General features: G+C 51.0%; 43 protein-coding genes. 1 reads left to right on the top strand and 42 read right to left on the bottom strand.

The genetic code is table 11. The features are described from left to right. Positions 1 to 16: 16 nt before the first annotated feature. The 38 genes from F3J38_RS24580 to fkpA form a co-directional block, all read right to left on the bottom strand. Positions 17 to 1,006, bottom strand: a complete 990-nt coding sequence (locus tag F3J38_RS24580) for a DNA-directed RNA polymerase subunit alpha (RefSeq protein ID WP_007891688.1) — start codon at positions 1,004 to 1,006, stop codon at positions 17 to 19. 25 nt (positions 1,007 to 1,031) lie between these two features. Then, a complete protein-coding gene (rpsD, locus tag F3J38_RS24575; RefSeq protein ID WP_167143220.1) occupies positions 1,032 to 1,652 on the bottom strand; it encodes a 30S ribosomal protein S4 in 621 nt (206 codons plus the stop codon). 31 nt (positions 1,653 to 1,683) lie between these two features. Next, complete coding sequence (gene rpsK, locus F3J38_RS24570; RefSeq protein ID WP_004160563.1) at positions 1,684 to 2,073, bottom strand: 30S ribosomal protein S11; 390 nt, start codon at positions 2,071 to 2,073, stop codon at positions 1,684 to 1,686. A 16-nt stretch (positions 2,074 to 2,089) separates the two neighbouring features. After that, positions 2,090 to 2,446 (bottom strand): 30S ribosomal protein S13, encoded by a 357-nt coding sequence (gene rpsM / locus F3J38_RS24565; protein WP_039330880.1) that lies wholly within the window; start codon positions 2,444 to 2,446, stop codon positions 2,090 to 2,092. A gap of 146 nt (positions 2,447 to 2,592) precedes the next feature. Continuing rightward, positions 2,593 to 2,709 carry a 50S ribosomal protein L36 gene (gene rpmJ / locus F3J38_RS24560; protein WP_004160566.1) on the bottom strand — a complete coding sequence of 39 codons (117 nt, stop codon included), beginning with the start codon at positions 2,707 to 2,709 and terminating at the stop codon, positions 2,593 to 2,595. A gap of 32 nt (positions 2,710 to 2,741) precedes the next feature. Next, positions 2,742 to 4,073, bottom strand: a complete 1,332-nt coding sequence (gene secY / locus F3J38_RS24555; protein ID WP_167143217.1) for a preprotein translocase subunit SecY — start codon at positions 4,071 to 4,073, stop codon at positions 2,742 to 2,744. Positions 4,074 to 4,080: 7 nt separating this feature from the next. Continuing rightward, positions 4,081 to 4,515, bottom strand: a complete 435-nt coding sequence (gene rplO, locus F3J38_RS24550; RefSeq protein WP_167143214.1) for a 50S ribosomal protein L15 — start codon at positions 4,513 to 4,515, stop codon at positions 4,081 to 4,083. A 3-nt stretch (positions 4,516 to 4,518) separates the two neighbouring features. After that, positions 4,519 to 4,698 (bottom strand): 50S ribosomal protein L30, encoded by a 180-nt coding sequence (rpmD, locus tag F3J38_RS24545; RefSeq protein ID WP_021186404.1) that lies wholly within the window; start codon positions 4,696 to 4,698, stop codon positions 4,519 to 4,521. A 5-nt stretch (positions 4,699 to 4,703) separates the two neighbouring features. After that, a complete protein-coding gene (gene rpsE / locus F3J38_RS24540; RefSeq protein ID WP_007891679.1) occupies positions 4,704 to 5,204 on the bottom strand; it encodes a 30S ribosomal protein S5 in 501 nt (166 codons plus the stop codon). A gap of 14 nt (positions 5,205 to 5,218) precedes the next feature. Then, positions 5,219 to 5,572, bottom strand: coding sequence for a 50S ribosomal protein L18 (gene rplR, locus F3J38_RS24535; RefSeq protein ID WP_008104733.1), 354 nt, complete (start codon positions 5,570 to 5,572; stop codon positions 5,219 to 5,221). 9 nt (positions 5,573 to 5,581) lie between these two features. Next, the gene (gene rplF, locus F3J38_RS24530) at positions 5,582 to 6,115 is read right to left on the bottom strand and encodes a 50S ribosomal protein L6 (protein WP_038644335.1); all 534 of its coding nucleotides are present in this window, start codon (positions 6,113 to 6,115) and stop codon (positions 5,582 to 5,584) included. Between the two features lie 12 nt (positions 6,116 to 6,127). Next, a complete protein-coding gene (gene rpsH / locus F3J38_RS24525) occupies positions 6,128 to 6,520 on the bottom strand; it encodes a 30S ribosomal protein S8 (protein ID WP_007891668.1) in 393 nt (130 codons plus the stop codon). Positions 6,521 to 6,552: 32 nt separating this feature from the next. Further along, positions 6,553 to 6,858, bottom strand: a complete 306-nt coding sequence (gene rpsN / locus F3J38_RS24520; protein WP_006120592.1) for a 30S ribosomal protein S14 — start codon at positions 6,856 to 6,858, stop codon at positions 6,553 to 6,555. Between the two features lie 14 nt (positions 6,859 to 6,872). Continuing rightward, entirely contained in the window at positions 6,873 to 7,412 is a 540-nt protein-coding gene (rplE, locus tag F3J38_RS24515) for a 50S ribosomal protein L5 (protein ID WP_013510763.1), read from the bottom strand. A gap of 14 nt (positions 7,413 to 7,426) precedes the next feature. Next, complete coding sequence (gene rplX, locus F3J38_RS24510) at positions 7,427 to 7,741, bottom strand: 50S ribosomal protein L24 (RefSeq protein WP_034830741.1); 315 nt, start codon at positions 7,739 to 7,741, stop codon at positions 7,427 to 7,429. Between the two features lie 10 nt (positions 7,742 to 7,751). Beyond that, positions 7,752 to 8,123 carry a 50S ribosomal protein L14 gene (gene rplN / locus F3J38_RS24505; protein ID WP_006120590.1) on the bottom strand — a complete coding sequence of 124 codons (372 nt, stop codon included), beginning with the start codon at positions 8,121 to 8,123 and terminating at the stop codon, positions 7,752 to 7,754. 169 nt (positions 8,124 to 8,292) lie between these two features. Then, positions 8,293 to 8,547: a 30S ribosomal protein S17 gene (rpsQ, locus tag F3J38_RS24500; RefSeq protein ID WP_167143211.1), complete on the bottom strand. Its 255-nt coding sequence runs from the start codon at positions 8,545 to 8,547 to the stop codon at positions 8,293 to 8,295. Further along, on the bottom strand, positions 8,547 to 8,735 hold the full coding sequence (gene rpmC / locus F3J38_RS24495; protein ID WP_167143208.1) for a 50S ribosomal protein L29: 189 nt from the start codon (positions 8,733 to 8,735) through the stop codon (positions 8,547 to 8,549). The genes rpsQ and rpmC overlap by 1 nt, the downstream gene beginning before the upstream one ends. After that, positions 8,735 to 9,145 (bottom strand): 50S ribosomal protein L16, encoded by a 411-nt coding sequence (rplP, locus tag F3J38_RS24490; RefSeq protein WP_015962145.1) that lies wholly within the window; start codon positions 9,143 to 9,145, stop codon positions 8,735 to 8,737. Before rplP ends, rpmC begins: the two co-directional genes overlap by 1 nt. 12 nt (positions 9,146 to 9,157) lie before the next feature. Then, the gene (gene rpsC / locus F3J38_RS24485) at positions 9,158 to 9,856 is read right to left on the bottom strand and encodes a 30S ribosomal protein S3 (protein ID WP_034830744.1); all 699 of its coding nucleotides are present in this window, start codon (positions 9,854 to 9,856) and stop codon (positions 9,158 to 9,160) included. Positions 9,857 to 9,873: 17 nt separating this feature from the next. Beyond that, on the bottom strand, positions 9,874 to 10,206 hold the full coding sequence (rplV, locus tag F3J38_RS24480) for a 50S ribosomal protein L22 (RefSeq protein WP_007891659.1): 333 nt from the start codon (positions 10,204 to 10,206) through the stop codon (positions 9,874 to 9,876). Positions 10,207 to 10,219: 13 nt separating this feature from the next. Continuing rightward, on the bottom strand, positions 10,220 to 10,498 hold the full coding sequence (gene rpsS / locus F3J38_RS24475; protein ID WP_001138115.1) for a 30S ribosomal protein S19: 279 nt from the start codon (positions 10,496 to 10,498) through the stop codon (positions 10,220 to 10,222). Positions 10,499 to 10,514: 16 nt separating this feature from the next. Beyond that, a complete protein-coding gene (rplB, locus tag F3J38_RS24470) occupies positions 10,515 to 11,336 on the bottom strand; it encodes a 50S ribosomal protein L2 (RefSeq protein ID WP_034830746.1) in 822 nt (273 codons plus the stop codon). Positions 11,337 to 11,353: 17 nt separating this feature from the next. Beyond that, positions 11,354 to 11,656, bottom strand: a complete 303-nt coding sequence (gene rplW, locus F3J38_RS24465; RefSeq protein ID WP_007891652.1) for a 50S ribosomal protein L23 — start codon at positions 11,654 to 11,656, stop codon at positions 11,354 to 11,356. Then, positions 11,653 to 12,258 carry a 50S ribosomal protein L4 gene (gene rplD / locus F3J38_RS24460; RefSeq protein WP_034830751.1) on the bottom strand — a complete coding sequence of 202 codons (606 nt, stop codon included), beginning with the start codon at positions 12,256 to 12,258 and terminating at the stop codon, positions 11,653 to 11,655. Before rplD ends, rplW begins: the two co-directional genes overlap by 4 nt. Before the next feature lie 10 nt (positions 12,259 to 12,268). Beyond that, on the bottom strand, positions 12,269 to 12,895 hold the full coding sequence (gene rplC / locus F3J38_RS24455; RefSeq protein WP_167143204.1) for a 50S ribosomal protein L3: 627 nt from the start codon (positions 12,893 to 12,895) through the stop codon (positions 12,269 to 12,271). Positions 12,896 to 12,927: 32 nt separating this feature from the next. Then, positions 12,928 to 13,239 (bottom strand): 30S ribosomal protein S10, encoded by a 312-nt coding sequence (gene rpsJ / locus F3J38_RS24450; protein ID WP_006120582.1) that lies wholly within the window; start codon positions 13,237 to 13,239, stop codon positions 12,928 to 12,930. A 323-nt stretch (positions 13,240 to 13,562) separates the two neighbouring features. Next, complete coding sequence (gene bfr / locus F3J38_RS24445) at positions 13,563 to 14,045, bottom strand: bacterioferritin (RefSeq protein ID WP_034830757.1); 483 nt, start codon at positions 14,043 to 14,045, stop codon at positions 13,563 to 13,565. A gap of 104 nt (positions 14,046 to 14,149) precedes the next feature. Next, positions 14,150 to 14,344, bottom strand: coding sequence for a bacterioferritin-associated ferredoxin (bfd, locus tag F3J38_RS24440; protein WP_039330903.1), 195 nt, complete (start codon positions 14,342 to 14,344; stop codon positions 14,150 to 14,152). A gap of 177 nt (positions 14,345 to 14,521) precedes the next feature. Next, positions 14,522 to 15,706 (bottom strand): elongation factor Tu, encoded by a 1,185-nt coding sequence (tuf, locus tag F3J38_RS24435; protein ID WP_034830763.1) that lies wholly within the window; start codon positions 15,704 to 15,706, stop codon positions 14,522 to 14,524. 69 nt (positions 15,707 to 15,775) lie between these two features. After that, positions 15,776 to 17,890: an elongation factor G gene (gene fusA / locus F3J38_RS24430; protein ID WP_167143200.1), complete on the bottom strand. Its 2,115-nt coding sequence runs from the start codon at positions 17,888 to 17,890 to the stop codon at positions 15,776 to 15,778. Between the two features lie 93 nt (positions 17,891 to 17,983). After that, positions 17,984 to 18,454, bottom strand: a complete 471-nt coding sequence (gene rpsG, locus F3J38_RS24425; RefSeq protein WP_007886246.1) for a 30S ribosomal protein S7 — start codon at positions 18,452 to 18,454, stop codon at positions 17,984 to 17,986. Positions 18,455 to 18,550: 96 nt separating this feature from the next. Next, positions 18,551 to 18,925 (bottom strand): 30S ribosomal protein S12, encoded by a 375-nt coding sequence (gene rpsL, locus F3J38_RS24420; protein WP_006120575.1) that lies wholly within the window; start codon positions 18,923 to 18,925, stop codon positions 18,551 to 18,553. A gap of 126 nt (positions 18,926 to 19,051) precedes the next feature. Further along, a complete protein-coding gene (gene tusB / locus F3J38_RS24415) occupies positions 19,052 to 19,339 on the bottom strand; it encodes a sulfurtransferase complex subunit TusB (RefSeq protein ID WP_167143197.1) in 288 nt (95 codons plus the stop codon). 9 nt (positions 19,340 to 19,348) lie between these two features. Then, entirely contained in the window at positions 19,349 to 19,708 is a 360-nt protein-coding gene (gene tusC / locus F3J38_RS24410; RefSeq protein WP_167143194.1) for a sulfurtransferase complex subunit TusC, read from the bottom strand. Continuing rightward, a complete protein-coding gene (gene tusD / locus F3J38_RS24405) occupies positions 19,708 to 20,094 on the bottom strand; it encodes a sulfurtransferase complex subunit TusD (protein WP_167143191.1) in 387 nt (128 codons plus the stop codon). Before tusD ends, tusC begins: the two co-directional genes overlap by 1 nt. After that, positions 20,094 to 20,816 carry a helix-turn-helix transcriptional regulator gene (locus tag F3J38_RS24400; protein WP_167143188.1) on the bottom strand — a complete coding sequence of 241 codons (723 nt, stop codon included), beginning with the start codon at positions 20,814 to 20,816 and terminating at the stop codon, positions 20,094 to 20,096. The genes tusD and F3J38_RS24400 overlap by 1 nt, the downstream gene beginning before the upstream one ends. A 172-nt stretch (positions 20,817 to 20,988) precedes the next feature. Continuing rightward, positions 20,989 to 21,819, bottom strand: coding sequence for an FKBP-type peptidyl-prolyl cis-trans isomerase (gene fkpA / locus F3J38_RS24395; protein ID WP_167143185.1), 831 nt, complete (start codon positions 21,817 to 21,819; stop codon positions 20,989 to 20,991). Between the two features lie 279 nt (positions 21,820 to 22,098). Between fkpA and F3J38_RS24390 the strand changes: the two genes are divergently transcribed. Then, positions 22,099 to 22,317 carry a SlyX family protein gene (locus tag F3J38_RS24390; protein ID WP_167143267.1) on the top strand — a complete coding sequence of 73 codons (219 nt, stop codon included), beginning with the start codon at positions 22,099 to 22,101 and terminating at the stop codon, positions 22,315 to 22,317. 47 nt (positions 22,318 to 22,364) lie between these two features. Here the strand turns inward: F3J38_RS24390 and slyD are convergent, their stop codons facing one another. The 4 genes from slyD to kefG form a co-directional block, all read right to left on the bottom strand. Beyond that, positions 22,365 to 22,919 (bottom strand): peptidylprolyl isomerase, encoded by a 555-nt coding sequence (gene slyD / locus F3J38_RS24385; protein ID WP_034830781.1) that lies wholly within the window; start codon positions 22,917 to 22,919, stop codon positions 22,365 to 22,367. 193 nt (positions 22,920 to 23,112) lie between these two features. Then, complete coding sequence (locus F3J38_RS24380) at positions 23,113 to 23,307, bottom strand: YheV family putative zinc ribbon protein (RefSeq protein WP_084935957.1); 195 nt, start codon at positions 23,305 to 23,307, stop codon at positions 23,113 to 23,115. 46 nt (positions 23,308 to 23,353) lie between these two features. Further along, the gene (gene kefB / locus F3J38_RS24375) at positions 23,354 to 25,156 is read right to left on the bottom strand and encodes a glutathione-regulated potassium-efflux system protein KefB (protein WP_167143182.1); all 1,803 of its coding nucleotides are present in this window, start codon (positions 25,154 to 25,156) and stop codon (positions 23,354 to 23,356) included. Next, positions 25,156 to 25,707, bottom strand: a complete 552-nt coding sequence (kefG, locus tag F3J38_RS24370) for a glutathione-regulated potassium-efflux system ancillary protein KefG (RefSeq protein ID WP_167143179.1) — start codon at positions 25,705 to 25,707, stop codon at positions 25,156 to 25,158. Before kefG ends, kefB begins: the two co-directional genes overlap by 1 nt. Between the last annotated feature and the right edge of the window lie 44 nt (positions 25,708 to 25,751).

Genomic DNA, 25,751 nt, shown 5'->3' with positions numbered 1-25,751 from the left:
TTAACCTGTGATCTGATTATTCATCAGCAATGCTTGCTGGTGGCCAGTTTTCCAGGCGCATGCCCAGAGACAAACCACGTGAAGCGAGCACATCTTTAATCTCAGTAAGAGATTTTTTACCAAGGTTAGGCGTTTTAAGCAGCTCAACCTCGGTACGCTGTACCAGATCACCGATGTAGTGGATAGCTTCTGCCTTAAGGCAGTTAGCAGAGCGGACAGTCAATTCCAGATCGTCAACAGGGCGCAGCAGGATCGGATCGAATTCTGGTTTCTCTTCTTTCACTTCCGGCTGACGTACATCACGTAAGTCAACGAAAGCTTCCAGTTGTTCTGCCAGGATGGTTGCCGCACGACGAATCGCCTCTTCAGGATCGATTGTACCGTTGGTTTCCATTTCGATGACCAGCTTGTCCAGGTCGGTGCGCTGTTCTACACGCGCTGCTTCAACATTGTAGGCGATACGGTCTACAGGGCTGTAGCAAGCGTCAACCAACAGACGGCCGATTGGGCGCTCATCTTCTTCCGAATGAATTCGGGCAGAAGCCGGCACATAACCACGACCACGCTGAACTTTGATACGCATACTAATAGATGCATTCTCATCGGTCAGATGGCAGATCACATGCTGCGGCTTGACGATTTCGACATCACCGTCGTGGGTGATATCGGCTGCAGTCACAGGGCCAATGCCAGATTTATTCAAGGTGAGGATGACTTCATCTTTACCCTGAACTCTTACCGCCAGCCCTTTCAGATTGAGCAGGATTTCCAGGATATCTTCCTGTACGCCCTCTTTGGTGGAGTACTCGTGGAGCACGCCATCGATCTCAACCTCGGTCACCGCGCAACCCGGCATGGAAGAAAGCAGAATACGGCGCAGTGCGTTGCCAAGAGTATGGCCAAAGCCACGCTCTAATGGCTCAAGGGTCACCTTGGCGTGCGTCGAACTCACTTGCTCGATATCTACCAGGCGCGGTTTTAGAAACTCTGTCACAGAACCCTGCATTGTGTCCTCTCTTTGGTACTAAGCTTTACTTAGAGTAAAGCTCGACGATCAGGTGTTCGTTAATGTCCGCAGACAGATCAGTACGTTCAGGAATACGCTTGAACACACCTTCCATCTTGGTCGCATCAACTTCCAGCCAGGTTGGCTTTTCACGCTGCTCAGCCAGCTCCAGAGCGGCCTTCACGCGAGATTGCTGTTTGGCTTTCTTACGGATGCTAACGACATCATTCGGAGATACCTGATAAGAAGCGATGTTAACAACGCGACCGTTTACCAGGATAGATTTATGGCTAACCAGCTGACGTGCTTCTGCACGAGTGGCGCCAAAGCCCATACGGTAAACAACGTTATCCAGACGACCTTCCAGCAGAGCCAACAGGTTTTCACCGGTGTTGCCTTTCAGACGTGCTGCTTCTTTATAATAGTTACGGAACTGACGCTCCAGCACGCCGTACATACGACGAACTTTCTGCTTCTCACGTAACTGGCCGCCGTAGTCAGACAGACGCGGTTTACGCGCACCGTGCTGGCCAGGTGGTTGTTCAATTTTGCACTTGGTATCGATCGCGCGAACGCCAGACTTAAGGAATAAGTCGGTGCCCTCACGACGGCTCAGCTTGAGCTTAGGACCCAAATATCTTGCCATTTTCTTTCTCCAACTAACCTAAAAACGGGCGTTAAACGCGACGTTTTTTCGGCGGACGACAACCGTTGTGAGGGATTGGAGTCACATCAGTAATATTAGTGATGCGGAAACCAGCAGCGTTCAGAGCACGAATTGTTGATTCGCGGCCTGGACCTGGACCCTTAACCATAACTTCCAGATTCTTAATACCGTAATCTTTCACTGCTTCTGCACAGCGCTCTGCAGCTACCTGAGCAGCAAACGGAGTAGATTTACGTGAACCGCGGAAACCGGAACCACCGGCGGTTGCCCAACCCAGTGCGTTACCCTGACGATCAGTAATGGTAACGATGGTGTTGTTAAAAGATGCATGGACATGAGCCACGCCATCTGAGACTTGCTTTCTTACACGCTTGCGTGCACGAACTGGTGCCTTTGCCATTATTTACTCACCCCGATTATTTCTTGATCGGTTTACGCGGACCCTTACGGGTACGTGCATTGGTCTTAGTACGCTGACCGCGAACTGGCAGACCACGACGATGGCGTAAACCACGATAGCAACCAAGGTCCATAAGACGCTTGATGCTCAGGGTGATTTCACGGCGCAGATCACCTTCAACAACGAATTTACCAACTGCTTCACGCAGCTGTTCAATTTGTTCTTCAGACAGCTCTCTGATCTTAACATCTTCGGCGATACCCGTTGAAGCGCAGATGGCTTTAGAACGAGTTTTGCCGATTCCGAAAATCGAAGTTAATGCGATTACGGTATGTTTCTGATCAGGAATGTTAATGCCTGCTATACGGGCCACTATGCACTCCTATAATTAAATAAATGCGTCCCATGCTGAAAAGCCCGTTTTCAGGATACTCAAATGGTAACGCATCGACATACAAAAGATTGGCTGGCTAATCTAGCCAGCTCAACCCGACTTTGCAAGAAAAATATGTGACAATATCAGCCTTGGCGCTGTTTATGCTTTGGCTCGGCGCTGCAAATCACACGTACGACACCGTCGCGGCGGATGATTTTGCAGTTACGACATAATTTCTTGACGGAAGCACGAACTTTCATTTTTACTCTCCGTAACTTCTCAAGCGCCTGAATTAACGACCGTAGCCTTTCAGGTTAGCTTTCTTCAATGCAGACTCATACTGACTCGACATCATCAGAGTTTGCACTTGAGCCATAAAGTCCATGATGACAACCACTACGATAAGCAGCGATGTGCCGCCAAAGTAGAAGGGAACCTTCATGGCATCACGCATGAACTCCGGGATCAGGCAGATAAAGGTAATATACAGTGCGCCGATTAAGGTCAGACGTGTCATTACTTTATCGATGTACTTCGCCGTTTGCTCTCCCGGACGAATTCCCGGTACGAATGCACCAGACTTCTTCAGGTTATCTGCTGTTTCACGTGGGTTGAAAACCAACGCCGTGTAGAAGAAACAGAAGAAGATGATTGCAGTCGCATAGAGTAGCACATAAAGCGGCTGTCCTGGTTGCAAATACAGCGAAATTGTTGTCAGCCAGTTCCAACCGGTACCGCCCCCGAACCATGACGCGATGGTCGCTGGGAACAGAATAATGCTGGAAGCAAAAATAGCTGGGATTACGCCCGCCATGTTCACTTTCAACGGTAAATGTGTGCTCTGTGCAGCATATACACGACGACCTTGCTGACGTTTAGCGTAGTTGACCACAATGCGGCGCTGGCCACGCTCAACGAAAATAACAAAGAACGTCACTGCAAATACAAGAACTGCAACCAACAGCAACAGAAGGAAGTGCAGGTCACCTTGCCGCGCTTGCTCGATGGTATGGCCAATGGCCGGCGGGAGACCCGCAACAATACCTGCGAAGATAATGATCGAGATACCGTTACCGATACCTCGTTCAGTAATCTGTTCGCCCAGCCACATCAGGAACATGGTTCCAGTGACCAGACTTACAACAGCGGTAAAGTAGAATGCGAAACCTGGATTTAACACCAAGCCTTGCATTCCAGGCATATTCGGCAAACCGGTAGCAATACCGATCGACTGGAATACAGCCAGAACCAGGGTGCCATAGCGAGTGTACTGGCTAATCTTACGACGACCAGCTTCACCCTCTTTCTTAATCTCGGCCAACGCTGGATGAACCACCGTCAGCAGCTGGATAATAATAGAGGCCGAAATATACGGCATAATACCCAGTGCGAAGATTGAGGCACGACTGAGAGCACCACCAGAGAACATGTTAAACATTTCAATGATGGTGCCACGCTGTTGCTCAAGCAGTTTGGCAAGTACAGTGGCATCGATACCGGGGATTGGAATAAAAGAGCCAATACGGAAGACAATCAGTGCACCGATTACAAACAACAGTCTGCGCTTCAGTTCACCAAAGCCACCTTTGGCACTTTGAAAATCTAATCCCGGTTGCTTTGCCATCTGCTACTTATTCCTCGATTTTACCGCCAGCAGCTTCGATTGCAGCACGAGCACCTTTGGTGACACGCAGACCGCGAACCGTTACCGGTGCAGAAACTTCACCAGACAGAATCACTTTCGCGAATTCAATCTGAACACCGATGATGTTGGCTGCTTTCAGAGTATTCAGGTCAACAATACCGCCTTCAACTTTCGCCAGGTCAGACAGACGAACTTCTGTAGTGACCATTGCTTTGCGAGAGGTGAAACCGAATTTCGGCAGACGACGGTACAGAGGCATCTGACCACCCTCGAAACCGCGACGTACGCCACCGCCAGAACGAGAGTTCTGACCTTTGTGACCACGACCACCGGTTTTACCGAGGCCAGAACCGATACCACGACCCAGACGCTTAGAAGCGTGTTTAGACCCTTCGGCCGGAGACAGAGTGTTTAAGCGCATCTCTTACTCCTCCACTTTCAGCATGTAGGAAATCGCGTTAACCATACCGCGTACAGCAGGCGTGTCTTCACGCTCAACGGTATGACCAATACGACGCAGACCCAAGCCAACCAGAGTGGCTTTGTGCTTAGGCAGGCGGCCGATTGAACTGCGGGTTTGTGTAATTTTAATAGTCTTAGCCATCGTGATTACCCCAGAATTTCTTCAACGGATTTACCACGCTTGGCAGCGACCATTTCTGGAGAATTCATATTGCCCAGGCCATCGATAGTTGCACGAACCACGTTAATCGGGTTAGTAGAACCATACGCTTTAGCCAGAACGTTATGTACTCCAGCGACTTCTAAGACGGCGCGCATTGCACCACCGGCGATGATACCGGTACCTTCAGAAGCCGGCTGCATGAACACACGAGAACCCGTGTGAGCACCTTTAACAGGGTGCTGCAGGGTGCCGTGAGTCAGCGCGACGTTAATCATGTTGCGACGGGCTTTTTCCATCGCTTTCTGGATCGCTGCTGGAACTTCACGCGCTTTACCGTAACCAAAACCAACGCGGCCGTTACCATCACCCACTACAGTCAGTGCGGTGAAGGAGAAAATACGACCACCTTTTACAGTTTTAGATACACGGTTTACCGCGATCAGTTTTTCCTGCAGTTCGCCAGCTTGTTTCTCGATGTTTGACATCTTAGACCTCTACCTTAGAACTGAAGGCCAGCTTCACGGGCAGCATCTGCCAGTGCCTGGACACGACCATGATATTGGAACCCGGAACGGTCGAAAGAAACATTAGTAATGCCTTTCTCGACAGCGCGCTCAGCCAGAGCTTTACCTACGGCTGCAGCAGCGTCTTTGTTACCGGTGTACTTCAGTTGTTCGGCAATAGCTTTTTCTACAGTAGAAGCAGCAACCAGAACTTCGGAACCGTTCGGGGCGATCACCTGTGCGTAAATATGACGCGGGGTACGATGTACCACCAGGCGAGTAGCACCCAGCTCTTTAAGCTTGCGACGTGCACGGGTCGCACGACGGATACGAGCAGATTTCTTATCCATAGTGTTACCTTACTTCTTCTTAGCCTCTTTGGTACGCACGACTTCGTCGGCGTAACGAACACCCTTGCCTTTGTAAGGCTCAGGACGACGGTAGGCGCGCAGATCCGCTGCAACCTGACCAATCAGCTGTTTATCAGCGCCTTTCAGCACGATCTCAGTCTGAGTTGGACATTCAGCAGTGATGCCGGCCGGCAGTGCATGGTCAACAGGGTGAGAGAAGCCCAGGGCCAGACTCACAGAGTTGCCTTTAACAGCTGCACGATAACCAACACCAACCAGTTGCAGCTTCTTGGTGAAGCCTTCGGTAACACCGATAACCATGCCGTTCAGCAGCGCACGAGCAGTACCTGCCTGTGCCCAAGCGTCCGAGAAGCCTTCGCGTGGAGCGAAAGTCAGGGCGTTGTCTGCATGCTTAACTTCTACAGCACTGTTGATAGTACGAGTCAGCTCGCCGTTTTTGCCTTTGATCGAAATTTCCTGACCGTTGAGTTTTACCTCTACGCCCGCAGGAACAACGACAGGTGCTTTTGCAACACGAGACATTTTATCCTCCGATTACGCTACGTAGCAGATAATTTCGCCACCAAGACCAGCTTGGCGCGCTGCACGATCAGTCATGACACCTTTAGAGGTAGAAATTACAGCGATGCCCAGACCAGCCATTACTTTTGGCAGCTCATCTTTTTTCTTATAGATGCGCAGACCTGGACGGCTAACACGCTGAATGCTTTCTACAACAGCCTTGCCCTGGAAATACTTTAAAGTAACTTCCAGCTCAGACTTGATGTCGCCTTCGATTTTAAAATCTTCAATGTAGCCTTCTTCCTTCAGCACGTTGGCAATTGCCACTTTCAGCTTGGAGGAAGGCATAGAGACCGCAACTTTGTTCGCGGCCTGACCGTTACGGATACGGGTCAGCATATCCGCGATCGGATCTTGCATGCTCATCTGTGTTACTCCCGTGATTCAAATGGTGACAATTACCAGCTAGCCTTTTTCAGACCCGGGATTTCACCGCGCATTGCGGCTTCACGGACCTTGATACGGCTCAACCCAAACTTCCGCAGGAAACCGTGCGGACGACCTGTCTGACGGCAGCGGTTACGCTGACGGGAAGGGCTGGAATCACGCGGCAGACTCTGCAGCTTGAGAACGGCATCCCAACGATCTTCGTCGGATGCGTTCACATCAGAAATGATCGCTTTCAGTTCTGCGCGCTTAGCGAAGAACTTGTCTGCTAATTTCACACGCTTTACTTCGCGTGCTTTCATCGATTGCTTAGCCATTAAGTAACCCTACCTTACTTGCGGAACGGGAAGTCAAAGGCAGCCAGCAGAGCACGGCCTTCATCATCAGATTTCGCAGTAGTGGTAATGGTAATATCCAAACCACGAACGCGATCGACTTTGTCATAATCGATTTCTGGGAAGATGATCTGCTCACGAACGCCCATGCTGTAGTTACCACGACCATCGAAAGACTTAGCAGACAAGCCGCGGAAGTCACGAATACGTGGAACAGCAATAGTGATCAGGCGCTCAAAGAACTCCCACATGCGCTCGCCGCGCAGAGTTACTTTACAGCCGATCGGATAGCCCTGACGGATTTTGAAGCCTGCAACTGATTTGCGTGCTTTGGTGATCAACGGTTTTTGACCGGAGATTGCTGCCAGGTCAGCTGCTGCGTTATCCAGCAGTTTCTTGTCAGCGATCGCTTCACCAACACCCATGTTCAGGGTGATCTTCTCGACCCGAGGGACTTGCATGACAGAATTGTAGCCGAACTCAGTCATGAGTTTCTGGACTACTTCGTCTTTGTAGTAATCATGCAGTTTCGCCATCGTACTACTCCAAATTACTTGATAGTTTCGCTATTAGACTTGAAGAAACGGACTTTTTTGCCTTCTTCGAATCTAAAGCCTACACGGTCAGCCTTGCCGGTTGCCGCATTGAAGATTGCAACGTTAGAAACCTGAATAGCAGCTTCTTTTTCAACGATGCCGCCTGGTTGGTTCAGAGCCGGAACAGGCTTCTGATGTTTCTTAACCAGGTTGATACCTTCAACGATGACCTTACCAGAAGTCAGGACATTCTTTACTTTACCGCGCTTACCTTTATCTTTACCGGTAATCACGATAACTTCGTCGTTACGACGGATTTTCGCTGCCATTGCTCGCTCCTTAGAGTACTTCTGGTGCCAGAGAGATAATTTTCATGAACTTTTCAGTACGAAGTTCACGAGTTACCGGCCCAAAAATACGCGTACCGATAGGCTGCTCGCTGTTATTGTTTAAAATAACGCATGCATTACCATCGAAGCGAATGACAGAACCGTCCGGGCGACGAACACCCTTCCTGGTGCGCACCACTACCGCCTTCAGGACATCACCTTTCTTAACTTTACCACGTGGAATTGCTTCCTTGATGGTAACTTTAATGATGTCGCCGACGCCTGCGTAGCGACGGTGCGAGCCACCCAGAACCTTGATACACATTACGCGACGTGCACCGGAGTTGTCGGCGACGTTCAGCATAGTCTGTTCTTGGATCATTTTAGTGCTCCGCTAATGTCAACTACTACTTCGGGACCCAAACCTCAGGTCGTTAAAAAGCCCCATAATTGAGGGCGCGGCATTATAACACCGGTTCTCGCAGATGGGTAGAAAAAATGAACGGCTCAGACGAGCCGTTCATTTTATTTTTTAGAGGAAACGGATTCTATTACAGAACCGCTTTCTCTACAACGCGAACCAGAGCCCAAGACTTAGTCTTAGAAACTGGACGGGTTTCGCGGATTTCTACCACGTCACCAATCCCACACTCGTTGTTCTCGTCATGGATGTGCAGCTTAGTCGTACGCTTGATGAATTTACCGTAGATCGGGTGTTTCACGACACGTTCGATAGCAACAACTGCAGATTTCTGCATTTTGTCACTAATAACACGACCCTGCAGAGTACGGATTTTATCGGTCATTACGCCGCCTTCTCAGTCAGTAAAGTCTTAACACGTGCAACATCACGGCGCACTTGCTTCAGCAGATGGGTCTGCTGCAGCTGGCCAGATGCTGCTTGCATGCGCAGGTTAAACTGCTCACGCAACAGGTTAAGCAATTCAGCGTTCAGCTCTTCAACGCTTTTTTCACGCAGCTCATTTGCTTTCATTACATCACCGTCTTAGTAACAAAGGTGGTTTTGATAGGCAGTTTTGCTGCTGCCAGCTTGAAGGCTTCACGGGCCAGCTCTTCCGAAACGCCGTCCATTTCATACAGGACTTTACCCGGTTGAATCAGGGCAACCCAATACTCCACGTTACCCTTACCTTTACCCATACGCACTTCAAGCGGCTTCTCGGTGATCGGTTTGTCCGGGAATACACGGATCCAGATCTTACCTTGACGCTTAACTGCACGGGTCATAGCACGACGTGCTGCTTCGATCTGACGAGCAGTCAGACGACCACGGCCAACAGCTTTCAGACCGAAAGTACCGAAGCTGACATCCGTACCCTGCGCCAGACCACGGTTGCGGCCTTTGTGCACTTTACGGAATTTCGTACGCTTTGGTTGTAACATCAGCGACTCTCCTTACTTACGGCCTTTACGCTGCTGCTTTTTAGGTTGAGCAGCCGGTTCCGGTTGTTCAACAGCAGCCATACCACCCAGGATCTCGCCTTTGAAGATCCATACCTTAACGCCGATTACACCATAAGTGGTGTGCGCTTCAGAGGTGTTGTAGTCAATGTCTGCACGCAGAGTGTGCAGTGGCACGCGACCTTCACGGTACCATTCGGTACGTGCGATCTCGGCTCCGCCCAAACGGCCGCTAACTTCAACTTTAATACCCTTCGCGCCCAGACGCATTGCGTTCTGAACAGCACGCTTCATCGCACGACGGAACATCACACGACGCTCCAGCTGTGAAGTGATGCTATCAGCAACCAATTTAGCGTCCAGTTCCGGCTTACGGACTTCGGCGATATTGATCTGTGCAGGAACGCCAGCGATTTTCGCGACGACCGTGCGCAGTTTTTCTACGTCTTCACCTTTCTTACCGATAACGATACCCGGGCGAGCGGTGTGAATGGTCACACGGATGCTCTTAGCCGGACGCTCGATAACGATACGAGATACAGACGCTTTAGCCAGTTCCTTAGTCAGGAACTGACGTACTTTAAAATCGCTGTCCAGGTTGTCAGCGAATTCTTTGGTGTTCGCAAACCAGGTAGAGTTCCATGGTTTTACAATACCCAGGCGAATACCATTAGGATGTACTTTCTGACCCATTGCTAGTCTCCAGAGTCTCAGCGATCGGACACAACCACAGTAATGTGGCTGGTGCGCTTCAGGATGCGATCTGCACGACCTTTCGCACGCGGCATAATGCGCTTCATGCTTGGGCCTTCGTCTACGAAGATTTTCGCGACTTTCAGATCGTCGATATCAGCGCCATCGTTGTGTTCGGCGTTCGCAATGGCAGATTCCAGGACTTTCTTAACCAACACAGCAGCTTTCTTGTTGGTGTAGGTCAGAATATCCAGAGCCTGCGACACTTTCTTACCGCGAATCAGGTCAGCAACAAGGCGGACCTTCTGAGCAGAAGAACGAGCATGGCGATGTTGAGCAATAGTTTCCATCTCTTCCTCCTACTTATTTCTTCTTGGCTTTCTTATCTGCAGCATGGCCGCGATAAGTACGTGTCGGTGCAAATTCACCCAGTTTGTGGCCGACCATTTCGTCGGAAACAAAGACAGGAACGTGCTGACGACCATTATGGACAGCGATGGTCAAACCGATCATGTTAGGGAAGATCGTTGAACGACGGGACCAAGTGCGCAGGGGCTTCTTGTCACCGCTTTCCACCGCTTTCTCTACCTTCTTCAGCAAGTGCAGGTCAATAAAAGGACCTTTCTTGAGAGAACGTGGCATGGCTTATCCTCTAAAATTATTTGCTACGGCGACGTACGATAAATTTATCAGTACGCTTGTTGCTACGGGTCTTCTTACCTTTGGTCTGAACGCCCCACGGAGTTACCGGGTGCTTACCAAAGTTACGACCTTCACCACCACCGTGCGGGTGATCGACTGGGTTCATCGCAGTACCGCGAACGGTAGGACGAACACCACGCCAACGGGTTGCACCAGCTTTACCCAGAACGCGCAGCATGTGCTCAGCGTTACCGACTTCGCCCAGGGTTGCGCGGCAGTCGATTTCGACTTTACGCATTTCGCCTGAACGCAGACGCAGGGTTACGTAGGAACCATCACGCGCAACGATCTGCACGTAAGTACCAGCTGAGCGAGCAATCTGACCGCCTTTGCCTGGTTTCATTTCTACGTTGTGAACGGTAGAACCGACTGGGATGTTACGCATTGGCAGGGTGTTACCTGCTTTAATCGCAGCATCAACGCCAGATTGAACCTGATCACCAGCTTTCAGGCCTTTAGGGGCCAGGATGTAACGGCGCTCGCCATCTTTGTACAGAACCAGTGCGATGTTTGCAGAACGGTTCGGATCGTACTCAAGACGCTCAACAACTGCTGGGATACCATCTTTGTTGCGTTTGAAGTCAACAATACGGTAAGCCTGCTTGTGACCACCACCGATATGACGGGTAGTGATACGACCATTGTTGTTACGACCACCGGATTTGCTGTTTTTTTCTAACAGCGGAGCAAAAGGTTTGCCCTTGTGCAGCTCTGGGTTCACCACTTTAACTACGTGACGACGACCCGGAGATGTCGGTTTACATTTAACAACTGCCATTGTCTTTCTCCTCCGACTTACTCAGCGCCGCCGACGAAGTCCAGATTCTGGCCTTCCTTCAGGGTGACGTAAGCTTTTTTCCAGTCGCTACGACGACCGATACGCTGTCCGTGACGCTTAACTTTACCCTTAACAACCAGGGTGTTTACGTCTTTAACTTCAACTTCGAACAGCTTCTCAACAGCAGCAACGATCTCTGCTTTGGTCGCGTCTTTAGCAACTTTGAGAACGATGGTATTGGTTTTTTCCATCGCAGTAGATGCTTTTTCAGATACGTGCGGTGCACGCACTACTTTCAGCAGACGTTCTTCACGGATCATGCCAGCATCTCCTCAACTTGCTTAACTGCTTCCGCAGTCATAACGACTTTGTCGAAGGCGATCAGGCTAACTGGGTCGATACCTGCTGCATCACGCACGTCAACCTTGTACAGGTTACGCGCAGCCAGGAACAGATTCTCATCCAGTTCGCCGGTGATGATCAGCACGTCTTCCAGCGCCATGTCTTTCAGTTTCTGTGCCAGCAGCTTAGTTTTAGGCGCTTCTACAGAGAACGTCTCGACAACGATCAGACGGTCCTGACGTACCAGTTCGGACAGGATGCTTTTCAGCGCGCCGCGGTACATCTTCTTATTAACTTTTTGACTGTGGTCCTGTGGACGCGCAGCGAAGGTCACGCCACCTGAACGCCAGATCGGGCTCTTAACAGAACCTGAACGCGCACGGCCGGTACCTTTCTGACGCCAAGGCTTTTTGCCTGAACCAGTTACTTCAGCACGAGTCTTCTGCGCACGAGTACCCTGACGAGCACCAGCAGCATAAGCAACAACAACCTGGTGAACCAGCGCTTCGTTGAAGTCACGACCGAAGGTAGTTTCGGAAACAGTCAGCGCGCTCTGCGCGTCTTTCAGTACTAATTCCATTGCTATCCCCTTACGCCTTCACAGCTGGTTTAACAATCAGGTCGCTGCCGGTTGCACCCGGAACAGCACCTTTGACCAGCAGCAGGTTGCGCTCAGCGTCAACACGTACCACTTCCAGGCTCTGAACGGTTACGCGCTCATTACCCAGTTGACCAGCCATTTTCTTGCCTTTGAACACTTTGCCCGGAGTCTGGTTCTGACCGATAGAACCCGGAACGCGGTGAGACAAGGAGTTACCGTGTGTAGCGTCCTGGGTACGGAAGTTCCAGCGCTTAACGGTACCTGCGAAACCTTTACCTTTAGAGGTACCGGTAACGTCTACTTTTTTAACTTCAGCGAAAATTTCAACACTGATGCTCTGGCCTACTGAGTACTCTTCACCTTCGGTGCGGAATTCCCACAGACCACGGCCAGCTTCAACGCCAGCTTTAGCAAAATGACCTGCTTCCGGCTTGCTCACACGGTTTGCTTTTTTAGCACCGGTGGTCACCTGGATAGCTTGGTAACCATCGTTTTCCAGGCCTTTGACCTGAGTAACGCGGTTTGCTTCAACTTCGATTACGGTTACTGGGATTGAAACGCCATCTTCAGTGAAGATACGAGTCATGCCCACTTTTTTACCGACTAAACCAATCATTGTATCAACCTCTCAATCGCTCGATGACCTGATTAACCCAGGCTGATCTGCACGTCAACACCGGCAGCCAGGTCCAGACGCATCAGTGCATCAACGGTTTTTTCAGTTGGCTCAACGATGTCTACCAGACGCTTGTGAGTGCGGATTTCGTACTGATCACGCGCGTCTTTGTTGACGTGCGGAGAGATCAGAACGGTAAAACGCTCTTTGCGAGTTGGCAGCGGGATCGGACCACGTACCTGCGCACCAGTGCGCTTGGCAGTCTCAACGATTTCCGCGGTTGATTGATCGATCAGGCGATGATCAAACGCTTTAAGACGGATACGGATTCTTTGGTTCGACATGAGACCAAGGCTCCAAACATTTTATAAACGAAAAGAATTACTACCCACATCCATTACGATTGATGGAGGAGTGTAATCGTTCAGCATATAACTCCCCAATCGGGAGTATTGTCAGGTGATACATAGCTTGCTATCACCTGCGATTCTGCTCGAATCGCGCCATACCAATATCGGCAGGCCCGCGCATTATACGCAAATCAGTTCAGGAAGCAACCCGTGATGCGTTTTTAACCACATCAATTGCGGACTAAATGCGGAAAAGCCTGTATGGGGCTCAATATTACCCTCTACAGGCTCTGTGACATTGCTACAACGAAGGAGTTTTAGTCTGTGCTCTCTTCTTTTAATTGCGCCTGCAGGTAATTCTGCAAACCGAGTTTTTGAATCAGGTCGAGTTCTGTTTCCAGCCAGTCAATGTGATGCTCTTCCTCGCCCAGAATCTCAATCATCATGTCGCGGCTCACGTAGTCATGCACCTTGTCGGCATAAGCAATCGCTTCACGTAAATCCTTCGCCCCTTCCAACTCCAGCGTCAGATCGGATTGCAGCATTTCTGGCACATCTTCACCAATACGCAACCGGCCCAGATCCTGCAAATTTGGAATCCCTTCCAGAAAAAGAATGCGTTCGATGTATTTGTCCGCATGCTTCATTTCATCAATGGATTCGTGATACTCGACATCGTTGAGGCGAATAAGCCCCCAGTTTTTGAACATACGTGCATGAAGAAAGTACTGATTGATCGCAACCAGTTCATTCCCCAGCAGTTTATTGAGATGAGTTATGATTTTACTGTCGCCCTTCATTTTGCTTCCTCCGCTTCCAGGTAAATAGATCGTAGATGCGGATAAAAAGAAGTCAAAAAAACAGGACAGTTTTTGTGGTTATTGCCAGCAGATATCGAGATGGCTTAAGCAATCTCTTTGTATAAAGGCACCTTCTGCAACTCATCATCCATAATCTCGCGTGCAACACGAATACACTTACCGCACTGTTTTCCGATAGGAACCAGTTGACGTAAATGCTGAATGGATTTGGGCTGATAGCGACGCACTACTTCACGGAGGGTTTTGTCACTCACGGCATTACACAGACAGACGTACATTTACTGCGACTCCAGTACAAATTCTGATCAAAGTGTAAATGAGAATGGTTTTTATTTCAAACGTAGCTTTTGTGTGGGATTGGCTTGAATGGCGAATTTCAGACAAAAAAAAAGAGCACCGAAGTGCTCTTCTTTCGTGCTGCGGCGGCTACCTAGGCAGCCACCGACATTCCGCGATTAAGCCAGAACTTCAGCAACAACGCCCGCACCAACAGTACGGCCGCCTTCACGGATTGCGAAACGCAGACCCTGGTCCATCGCGATTGGGTGGATCAGCTCAACGGTCATTTTCACGTTGTCGCCTGGCATTACCATCTCAACGCCTTCTGGCAGTTCAACGTTACCGGTCACGTCAGTGGTACGGAAGTAGAACTGTGGACGGTAGCCTTTGAAGAACGGAGTATGACGGCCGCCTTCGTCTTTAGACAGTACGTATACTTCTGATACGAACTTGGTGTGTGGCTTGATGGTGCCTGGCTTAGCCAGTACCTGACCACGCTGGATGTCTTCACGCTTGATACCGCGCAGCAGAACACCACAGTTTTCACCCGCCTGACCCTGGTCCAGCAGCTTACGGAACATTTCAACGCCAGTACAGGTAGACTTAACAGTCGCCTTGATACCAACGATTTCTACTTCGTCGCCCACTTTAACGATACCGCGCTCAACACGACCGGTTACAACAGTACCACGGCCTGAGATTGAGAATACGTCTTCGATTGGCAGCAGGAACGGCAGGTCGATTGCACGTACTGGCTCTGGGATGTAGTTATCCAGGTGACCAGCCAGCTCAATGATCTTCTCTTCCCACTCAGCAACACCGTTCAGTGCCTGCAGAGCAGAACCGCGTACGATTGGAGTATCGTCGCCTGGGAAGTCGTATGCTGACAGCAGATCACGAACTTCCATCTCTACCAGTTCCAGCAGCTCTTCGTCATCAACCATGTCGCACTTGTTCAGGAACACGATGATGTAAGGAACGCCAACCTGACGACCCAGCAGGATGTGCTCACGGGTCTGTGGCATTGGGCCATCAGTCGCAGCAACAACCAGGATCGCGCCGTCCATCTGCGCAGCACCGGTGATCATGTTTTTCACATAGTCGGCGTGGCCTGGGCAGTCAACGTGTGCGTAGTGACGGGTCGGGGTTTCATATTCAACGTGTGAAGTGTTGATGGTGATACCACGAGCTTTCTCTTCTGGCGCGTTATCGATCTGATCGAACGCTTTAGCAGAGCCGCCGTAGGTTTTAGCCAGAACGGTGGTGATTGCTGCAGTCAGAGTGGTTTTACCATGGTCAACGTGACCGATGGTGCCGACGTTTACGTGCAGTTTGTTACGCTGAAATTGCTCTTTCGCCATGGCGATAATTCCTTACGTTATGCCTTCATCATTGATGAAGGCATCAGTTCACAATTTTTAAACCGTAGCTTATTTGCTACGAGCTTCAATAACGGCCTGAGCGACGTTGTTCGGCGCATCATCGTACTTCAGGAACTCCATGGAGTAAGAAGCACGGCCTTTAGTCAGAGAACGCAGCTGAGTTGCATATCCGAACATTTCAGACAGTGGAACTTCAGCATGGATCTGAACGCCAGTAGCGTTAGATTCCTGTCCTTTGAGCATACCACGACGACGGCTAAGGTCACCGATAACGTCACCGGTGTTCTCTTCCGGAGTCTCTACTTCAACCTTCATGATTGGCTCAAGCAGAACGGGCTGCGCTTTCTTAAAGCCATCTTTGAAGGCCAAAGAAGCGGCCAGTTTAAACGCCAGCTCAGAGGAGTCAACGTCATGGTAAGAACCGAAGTGCAGACGAACACCCAGATCTACTACCGGATAACCGGCCAGTGGACCAGATTTCAGCTGCTCCTGGATACCTTTATCAACCGCAGGGATGTATTCAGTTGGAATCACACCACCTTTGATGTCGTTGACGAATTCGTAACCTTTAGGGTTAGAACCCGGCTCCAGTGGGTACATGTCGATAACAACATGACCGTACTGACCACGACCACCAGACTGCTTGGCGTGTTTACCTTCAACATCGGTGATTTTAGCGCGAATCGCTTCGCGATAAGCAACCTGTGGTTTACCGACGTTCGCTTCAACGTTGAACTCACGCTTCATACGGTCAACGATGATGTCGAGGTGCAGCTCACCCATACCCGCGATGATGGTCTGGTTAGATTCTTCATCAGTCCATACGCGGAAAGATGGATCCTCTTTTGCCAGACGCCCCAGAGCCAGACCCATTTTTTCTTGGTCAGCTTTGGTTTTCGGCTCAACGGCGATAGAGATTACTGGCTCTGGGAATTCCATGCGCTCAAGGATGATGACGTTATCTGGGTCACACAGGGTGTCACCAGTGGTCACATCTTTCAGGCCGATCGCAGCTGCGATATCACCCGCACGAACTTCTTTGATCTCTTCACGTTTGTTAGCGTGCATCTGAACGATACGGCCCAGACGCTCACGGTTTGACTTAACCGGGTTGAACACGGTGTCACCAGTGTTAACAACACCAGAGTAAACGCGGAAGAAGGTCAAGTTACCCACAAACGGGTCAGTAGCGATTTTGAACGCCAGTGCAGCAAACGGCTCGTTGTCGTCAGAGTGACGAACAGCCGGCGTGTCTTTACCGTCGTCCAGCATACCGTTGATCGCGGTAACGTCAGTCGGTGCTGGCAGATATTCAACAACTGCATCCAGCATCGCCTGAACACCTTTGTTCTTAAATGCAGAACCACAGGTTACCAGGATGATTTCGTTGTTCAGAACACGCTTACGCAGAGATGTTTTGATCTCTTCTTCAGTCAGTTCTTCACCACCGAAGAATTTCTCCATCAGCTCGTCAGAGCCTTCAGCAGCGGCTTCAACCAGCTTCGCACGCCATTCTTCAGCCAGTTCCTGCATATCAGCTGGGATATCTTCGTAGACGAAGGTTACACCTTGGTCTTCGTCGTTCCAGTTGATTGCTTTCATTTTCACCAGGTCAACAACACCGGTGAATTTCTCTTCTGCGCCGATAGCCAGCTGCAGAGGAACTGGAGTTGCGCCCAGACGAACTTCCATCTGGTTAACAACTTTCAGGAAGTTAGCACCCATGCGGTCCATTTTGTTAACGAACGCGATGCGTGGAACTTTATATTTGTTAGCCTGACGCCATACGGTCTCAGACTGTGGCTGAACGCCACCAACTGCACAGTAAACCATTACCGCGCCATCAAGAACACGCATAGAACGTTCTACTTCGATGGTGAAGTCAACGTGTCCTGGGGTGTCGATGATGTTTACGTGGTGTGGTTCGAACTGCTTAGCCATACCAGACCAGTAACAGGTGGTCGCAGCGGAAGTGATGGTAATACCACGTTCCTGTTCCTGCTCCATCCAGTCCATGGTTGCTGCGCCGTCATGTACTTCACCGATTTTGTGGTTTACACCGGTGTAGAACAGAACGCGTTCAGTAGTGGTAGTCTTACCGGCGTCGATGTGCGCACTGATACCGATGTTACGGTAGCGAGCAATGGGTGTTTTACGAGCCATTTTATTCCTCGGTTTTTCGGACGTTCAAAATTAGTCGACCCCAGCGGGTTAGCCTTGTGGGCGCCCGCTGGTTTAACAATAACTACGCAACTGTTACCAGCGGTAGTGTGCGAACGCCTTGTTGGCTTCAGCCATACGGTGAACGTCTTCACGTTTCTTAACTGCAGTACCTTTGTTCTCTGCAGCATCAGAAAGTTCGTTCGCCAGGCGGAGAGCCATAGATTTATCACCGCGTTTACGAGCAGCTTCTACGATCCAACGCATTGCCAGAGCATTACGACGAACCGGACGGACTTCAACTGGAACCTGGTAGGTTGAACCACCAACGCGACGTGACTTAACTTCTACAGTCGGACGTACGTTTTCGAGTGCAACTTCGAAAGCTTCCAGACCATCTTTACCAGCACGTTGAGCCAGGGTATCAAGTGCGGTATAGACGATAGATTCAGCAGTAGATTTTTTACCATCTACCATCAGGATATTTACAAACTTAGCCAGCAGTTCTGATCCGAACTTAGGATCCGGCAGAATTTTACGCTGACCAATGACGCGACGACGTGGCATGGAATTACTCCGTTGTTAATTCAGGATTGTCCAAAACTCTATGAGTTTATTTTGACATTAAAGTGAAAATGTTTGGCCTTACTTAACGGAGAACCATTAAGCCTTTGGCTTCTTCACGCCGTACTTGGAGCGTGACTGCTTACGATCTTTAACACCTGAGCAGTCAAGCGCACCACGAACGGTGTGGTAACGCACACCTGGCAAGTCTTTAACACGACCGCCACGGATCAGGATCACTGAGTGTTCCTGCAGGTTATGACCTTCACCGCCGATGTAGGAGGTAACTTCAAAACCGTTAGTCAAACGCACACGGCAAACTTTACGCAGTGCTGAGTTTGGTTTTTTAGGGGTAGTGGTGTACACACGAGTACAAACACCACGTTTCTGCGGGCAAGCTTCCAGCGCAGGCACGTTGCTCTTTGCAACTTTGCGTACGCGTGGTTTGCGAACCAGCTGGTTAACTGTTGCCATTAAATAGCTCCTGGGATTTAGCTTTTTGCTTCGTAAACACGTAATAAATCGCCTCGTATTACTACGAGGAGGCAGAATTTTAGGGCTGTGTCAAAAGGGTGTCAAGAAATAACCAGGTTTTCGCTGTTACCAGGCCACTTGTTGTTGGTGTTTGATCGTCAAGGCAACGAACCCAGTATAGTCCAGAGCCGGCACTTTGGTTGAAATTTGCCCAACCAGACCGCGAGCCACCACATCCGCCTCCAGTACCCAAAGGCTGGCAGGTGACGCCGATAACTTGATTAACATCTGGCTATCCTCGAGCGCGGCCGTCACGCCATCTTGTAACAACAACACATCATCACCCTCCTGCAAGAGCAGCAGCAGGCTTTCCATATCGCATTGCCAGGGGGATTGCAGCAGCGTGTAGAGCATGGTCAATTCTCAGAAACGGATGATTCGGTGATAAGTAGCCAGTTTTTCGCGTAGCGTCGCAGCATCCAGCACCTCAGCTTCCAGCACGCGGTTTGCCATGAGACTCTGCCCGCGCGCCAGCAGTGATTCCTGGCAGACAAAACATTGATCGATATCGTAGAGCTCAAGCACACCGAAGGTGGCGATGTAGTTACGTGCCAGAATCGTTTCCGGCTGCTGTTCGCGATGGAGTTGCAGCACGCCATCGCCGATAAAGAACAAAGCGATATCTTCGCTGAGCGCGCCGGTGGCCAGCACCGCATCCAGCCCTTCCCTGCCCGCGCTACTCCCATGTGGTGCCTGAGTGAAGAGAAAAGCCACGCGATTCATTAGAATTGCACCAGACGATCGCAGGTCAGCGCGGCTTCTGCCAGCGCACCTAAGCCACTCAGTTCGAAGCCGGGCTGCAAATTACTGCCTGCCAGTTGCAAGCGAGCAGCTTCATGCGCATCCGTCACGCCACGGCGTAAAGCAGCAGCCACGCAGATATTCAGCGCAGCGCCACTCTCTTCACGTAGTTGCTGCCATGCGCGCACCACATCCACTTCATCGCTGGCTGGTGCACTCAGCTGGTTGGCATTCATCACACCTTCCCGATAGAAGAAAACGCTCTCCAACTGATGGCCCTCTTTGATCAGCGTATGCGCAAACAGCAGCGCACTACTGGCATGCTGCGTGCCGTATGCCGGCCCCGTCACCAGCAAGGTGTAACGCATTAGCGATCCTGCCCCTGGAAATCGCCGCTTTTGAATTGGCGAATATAGAGATAAACCGTGTGCTTCGAAATGTTCAGGCGATCGGCGACTTGGTTGATGGCGTCTTTAATATCGAAGATGCCCTTCTCATACAGATTGAGCACAATCTGGCGATTCTTAGCGTTGTTAGAAACGTTGCGATCGTTACTCACTTCCTCAATGGTAAATTCCAGCGTTTGCATCACCAGATCTTCTACCGAGCTGGCAAAGTTGACGTTGGAGTCAACCTGCTGCGTTTCTGGCGGCAAGAAAGTCGACATAATCTGCGAGAACGGCACATCAAGGTTCATGTTGATGCACAGCAGGCCGATAACACGCTGCTGGCGATTGCGAATCGCAATGGTCATGGATTTCATCAACACGCCGCTTTTGGCACGCGTGAAATAGGCGCGGGAAACATTACTGTCTGCGCCATGCATATCGTGCAGCATACGCAGCGCTAAATCGGTAATCGGAGAACCCACTTTACGGCCGGTATGTTCACCATTGGCGATGCGCACCGCAGAGCATTTCAAATCATCCAGTGAATGCAGCACGATTTCGCAATGCGAGCCGATCAGCATCGCCAGACCATCAACGACCGCTTCGTAAGATTTGAGGATATCGTAGTCTGCTTGCTCGAACGGACGTTGCTCCAGTAAATCGAAGTCAGTCAGTTCACCGGGATTGAATGGATTAGACATCGAAGACATTACCCTAAGTGGCTGGAGCCTGTCTCGACAGCGTAGGGGCAGACTCATATTGTGATAGTTGTGCAGGCGCTAGTCTGGCAAATGTCGGGGTGTTTAGCCAGAGCTTTGTCAGGGGATAGAAATGAAACCGCCGCCCGGAGGCGGCGGTGTAAGAAAGGACAGATTACTGCGCTTTCTTATCAGCGGCGGCTGGAGCCTGCGCTTTCTCATCCGCTTTTGGTGCGGGTTTGATATCCAGCAGCTCAACATCGAAGACCAGCGTGGAGTTAGCCGGAATACCCGGAACGCCATTTTTGCCGTAAGCCAAGTTTGGTGGGATCACCAGCTTGATCTTACCGCCTTTCTTCACGTGCTTCAGACCTTCAGTCCAACCTGGGATAACACCATCCAGACGGAATGACAGCGGCTCGCCACGGGTGTAAGAGTTGTCGAACTCGGTACCGTCGATCAGCGTACCTTTATAGTTCACGACAACCGTGTCGCTATCTTTCGGTGCATCACCGGTGCCTTCTTTCTCAACCTGATACAGCAAGCCAGATTCAGTCTTCTTCACGCCTTTTTCTTTAGCGAATTTGTCAGCGTATGCAGCACCCTTGTCAGAGTTCTCTTTCGCATCTTTTTCCATCTTCGCTTGTGCAGCGCCTTTCACGCGGCCTTCAAAGGCTTGCAGCGTCTGCTCGATCTCTTGGTCAGAGAGCTTGCTCTTGCCACCAAATGCATCCTGAACACCCGCGATCAGCTGGTCTTTGTCCAGTTTGATGCCGAGTTTCTCTTGTTCCTTCAGAGAATTGTCCATGTAGCGACCCAGAGAGGCGCCCAGCGCATAGGCTGATTGCTGGTCTTCATTTTTGAAGGCAGCATTCTTCGGTGCCTGTGGTGCAGCCTGAGCGGCATCCGTTGGCGCTGCGGTGGTTTCTGCGGCCATAGCCAGCGGTGCATTTAACGCGACGGCCATGGTGGTAGCTAACAATGTGACTTTAAACAGTGAATTCATCCTTTCTCCAAAACCGAAGCGTCAAAACCTCGGGAATCATTGCGGACAGTGGCCCACACTATAACTTTACGTGGCAGCGGCGAACACTCCCACAACGTAATTACCCGCTTAACATCCGACCTTTTTTGCATCAGGAAGTTTCACCAGAGATGAAGGCATTAGCGCTGTTTTCAACCGCAGGAGCCCGTAAAGGTTAAAAATCGGGTGATTCTGGCGCCAAAGGCCGTAGAATCTCGCCCGATACGCGCCAGGCGCAGCACCGTAACAGGAGAAGAGATGATGCAACATGAAGAGTGGGAACAACGCCTTGAGGCGCTGGAGAGCAAGCTGGCTTTTCAGGAGCACACTATCGATCAGCTCAATCACACGGTGGTCCAGCACGAGTTGGAGATGAGTAGAATGCGTGAGCAGGTGCGCTTGTTAGTGGACAAGGTGAAAGCGGCAACACCTTCCTTGATCGCTTCGCAGTCCGAAGAGACGCCTCCTCCGCATTATTAAAAGAAAAAGGCCACCCAAAGGTGGCCTCTTGCACATCAACATCGAACTTAGTGGCTGCAGCCGCAACCACCGGTACCGCAGCCGCCTTGGCCGTGGTCGTGACCATGGTCGTGGTCATGATCGTGATGATGGCCATCTGCACCATGTACGTGGCCGTGTGCGATTTCTTCTTCCGTTGCTTCACGGATCGCCACTACTTCCACATTGAAGTTCAGGTTCTGACCCGCCAGCATGTGGTTACCATCAACCACAACGTGCTCGTCTTCCACTTCGGTGATTTCAACTGGCACAGGACCCTGATCGGTCTCTGCCAGGAAACGCATACCAACCTGCAGTTCATCCACGCCCATGAACACATCTTTAGGAACGCGCTGAACCAGATTGTCATCGTACTGACCGTAAGCGTCGTTTGCTGGGATATGCACATCAAACTTATCGCCTACAGCATGATTTTCCAGCGCTTTTTCCAGACCAGAAATCAGGGAACCATGACCGTGCAGATAGTCCAACGGTGCACTCACCGGTGACTCGTCAACCAACACACCGTCTTCGGTACGAACCTGATACGCCAGGCTCACCACCAGGTCTTTTGCTACTTTCATGATATCTCCTAACCGTTGAGAACTGAGATCCCGTCTCATTGGTCTATTTTGCGTGCAATAACCAACCAGAAAGGTTCAAGACTGAGGATGCCAACAAATGTGTTGCTGCATACTGCTCAGCGTTAATGGCGCCGATTGTAGCGGAATTCAATCCCGCTGTAAGTTTAAGCTTAAAAAAAGCTGCGCCATTACGCTACTCAGGATGAAAAATGCCGATGACTTGCTCATTGTTGCGCACCTTATCGCGAACTTGCTTATCCGCTTCACGCATCTGATGGCCGCACTGCACGCACTCTACCACCTCGACATTGTTTTCACGCCACAGTGCCAGCGTGTCTTTTTCCTGACATTGCGGACATACCGCACCGGCAATAAAACGTTTACGCATACTCTTTCCTGCCCGTTGTTAAGAAACGGATATGTTAAGTGTAGTCCTACTCATCATCCCAGCCGTCAATCTGGCGTTTTTCATGCTGCATTTCGCGCTGGAAGATGTCCTCCAGCTCGCGACGCGCTTCACGCACGCGTGAAACCTGCGCACTGTCATCATGACTGGGCACCAGTTCACGCAGCATGCGCATATCGAGGCGACGGAAATGCTGCTGCGCGCGCTGTGCCTGATGCGGATGCATTCCCAATGAGATCAGCGTCTTGCGCCCTAACTCCAGCGCACTGGAGAAGGTTTCACGTGAGAACAACGTCACGCCAGCCTGCAACAACTCATGCGCTTCTACACGTCCCCGCGCACGCGCCAGAATTTCCAACTGCGGGAAGTGCTGCTGGCAAAGGTGAACGATGGACATCGAATCTTCTGGATCATTGCAGGTAATCACAATGGATTGTGCATTCTCCGCACCGGCAGCACGTAGTAACTCGAGCTCAGTGGCATCACCGTAGTAAACCTTATAGCCATACTTGCGCATCAGACTTACAGCAGAGATATCCCGCTCCAGCACCGTAATACGCTTGTTATTCGCCATAAGCAAGCGGCCCACGACCTGACCAAAGCGACCAAAACCAACCACAATCACCTGCGGCTGGTCGTCCTCAACAAAGGGTTTTTCACTGCTGTCATCGGGCTCGTTGAACCGACGGGCGAGAATTTTATCCACGCCCTGCATCAGCAGCGGTGTGGTCATCATCGACAGCGTCACCGTGACCAACAGCAGCGGGAGTTGATCGCCACTAAATAGTTTGGCGGAAGACGCGGCGGAGAAGAGTACAAAGGCGAATTCCCCTCCCTGGCTCAACACACCCGCAAACTGCAGTCGTTCAGAGCTTCGTAACCCGTAAATGCGGCCCAGCACATACAGCACCAGCGTTTTCACCGCCACCAGAATCACCACGCCAAGCACAATCTCAACGATGTGGGTGTAAAGCACTCCCAGATTCAGCGCCATGCCAACGGAGATGAAGAACAGCCCCAGCAGCAAGCCTTTAAAGGGCTCAATCGCCACTTCCAGCTCATGGCGGTATTCGCTTTCCGCCAGCAGGATACCGGCGATAAAGGTGCCCAACGCCATCGACAGTCCCAGCGCATCCATAAATAACGCTGAGCCGAGTACCAGTAATAATGAGGCAGCGGTAAAGACTTCACGTACGCCAGATGCGGCGATAAAGCGGAAAATCGGGCGCAGCAAATAACGGCCGCCCACCAACATCCCGGCGAAGGCCAGCACCTTCATCCCCACTTTCAGCCAGTCAACATGGCCGCTATCGCCCCCTGCCAGCAGCGGCACGAGAGCCAAGGCAGGGATCACCGCCAAGTCCTGGAACAGCAGTACCGAAAAGCCGAGTTGCCCCGCTTCACTGCGGTTCATGCCCTTGTCACGCATCAGCTGCAATGCCATCGCGGTGGAGGACATGGCTAAGCCAATACCGCCAATCACCGCTGCCTGCCAGCTAAAATCGGTGAGCCACAGCAGCACACCGAGAATCGCAGCTGAGACCAGCACCTGCGCGGCACCGACACCAAAAATGGAGCGACGTAGCGCCCAAAGCTTGGCCGGGTTCAGTTCAAGGCCGATGATGAACATCAGGAACACGACGCCGAGTTCAGAGAAGTGCAGAATCTCGTCAACGTCGCTGATAAACCCTAATCCCCACGGGCCGATGGCAATACCGGCTAGCAAATACCCCAGCACCGCGCCAATACCAAGGCGCGCGGCAATGGGCACGATCAGCACCGCCGCGACCAGATAAATGACCCCAGCCGTCAGTAATGTTTGTCCTTCCATCACACCACTCCCTGCGGCAACGGTGAAGAGAGCCAGTCGCGATAGGCATGCGCATAGTTACGCATCACCTCTGGCGTCTGGCGACGTGCCCAGTAGATCACCATTGGCGTCATCCAGTGCATGCGGCACATCTGCGCCGTCAACTCAAACGGACGCATAATGTCGCTCATGGGATAGCGATTCAGCCCACTGTGGTGATAAGCCGTTTCCGGCTCTCCAGTGGTGACCACGCTACGCCAGTATTTACCCTCAAGCGCATTGCCATCGGTACCGCTGGCAAATCCGCGCGATAACACGCGGTCCAGCCACTCTTTCAGTAAAGCCGGACAGCTGTAGGTATAAAGCGGATGCTGGAATACCACGATTTGATGTTCACGTAGCAGTTGTTGCTCATGGTGAATATCAATAAAAAAATCCGGATAGTGGGCGTATAAATCGTGCACCGTGACGTGGTCCAGTTCCATAGCCGACTGCAGCAAAACCCGATTAGCAATCGAATCCTGTGTTTCCGGATGGGCGTAAAGCAGCAAAATTTTAGGTGGCTGCGACATCGTTCCCCTCCAAGGCGTCGTCACAGCAGAGGAATTCCGCTACC

Source organism: Candidatus Pantoea formicae (assembly GCF_011752625.1).
Classification (GTDB): domain Bacteria; phylum Pseudomonadota; class Gammaproteobacteria; order Enterobacterales; family Enterobacteriaceae; genus Pantoea; species Pantoea formicae.
This window is presented reverse-complemented; position numbering and strand designations above follow the sequence as displayed.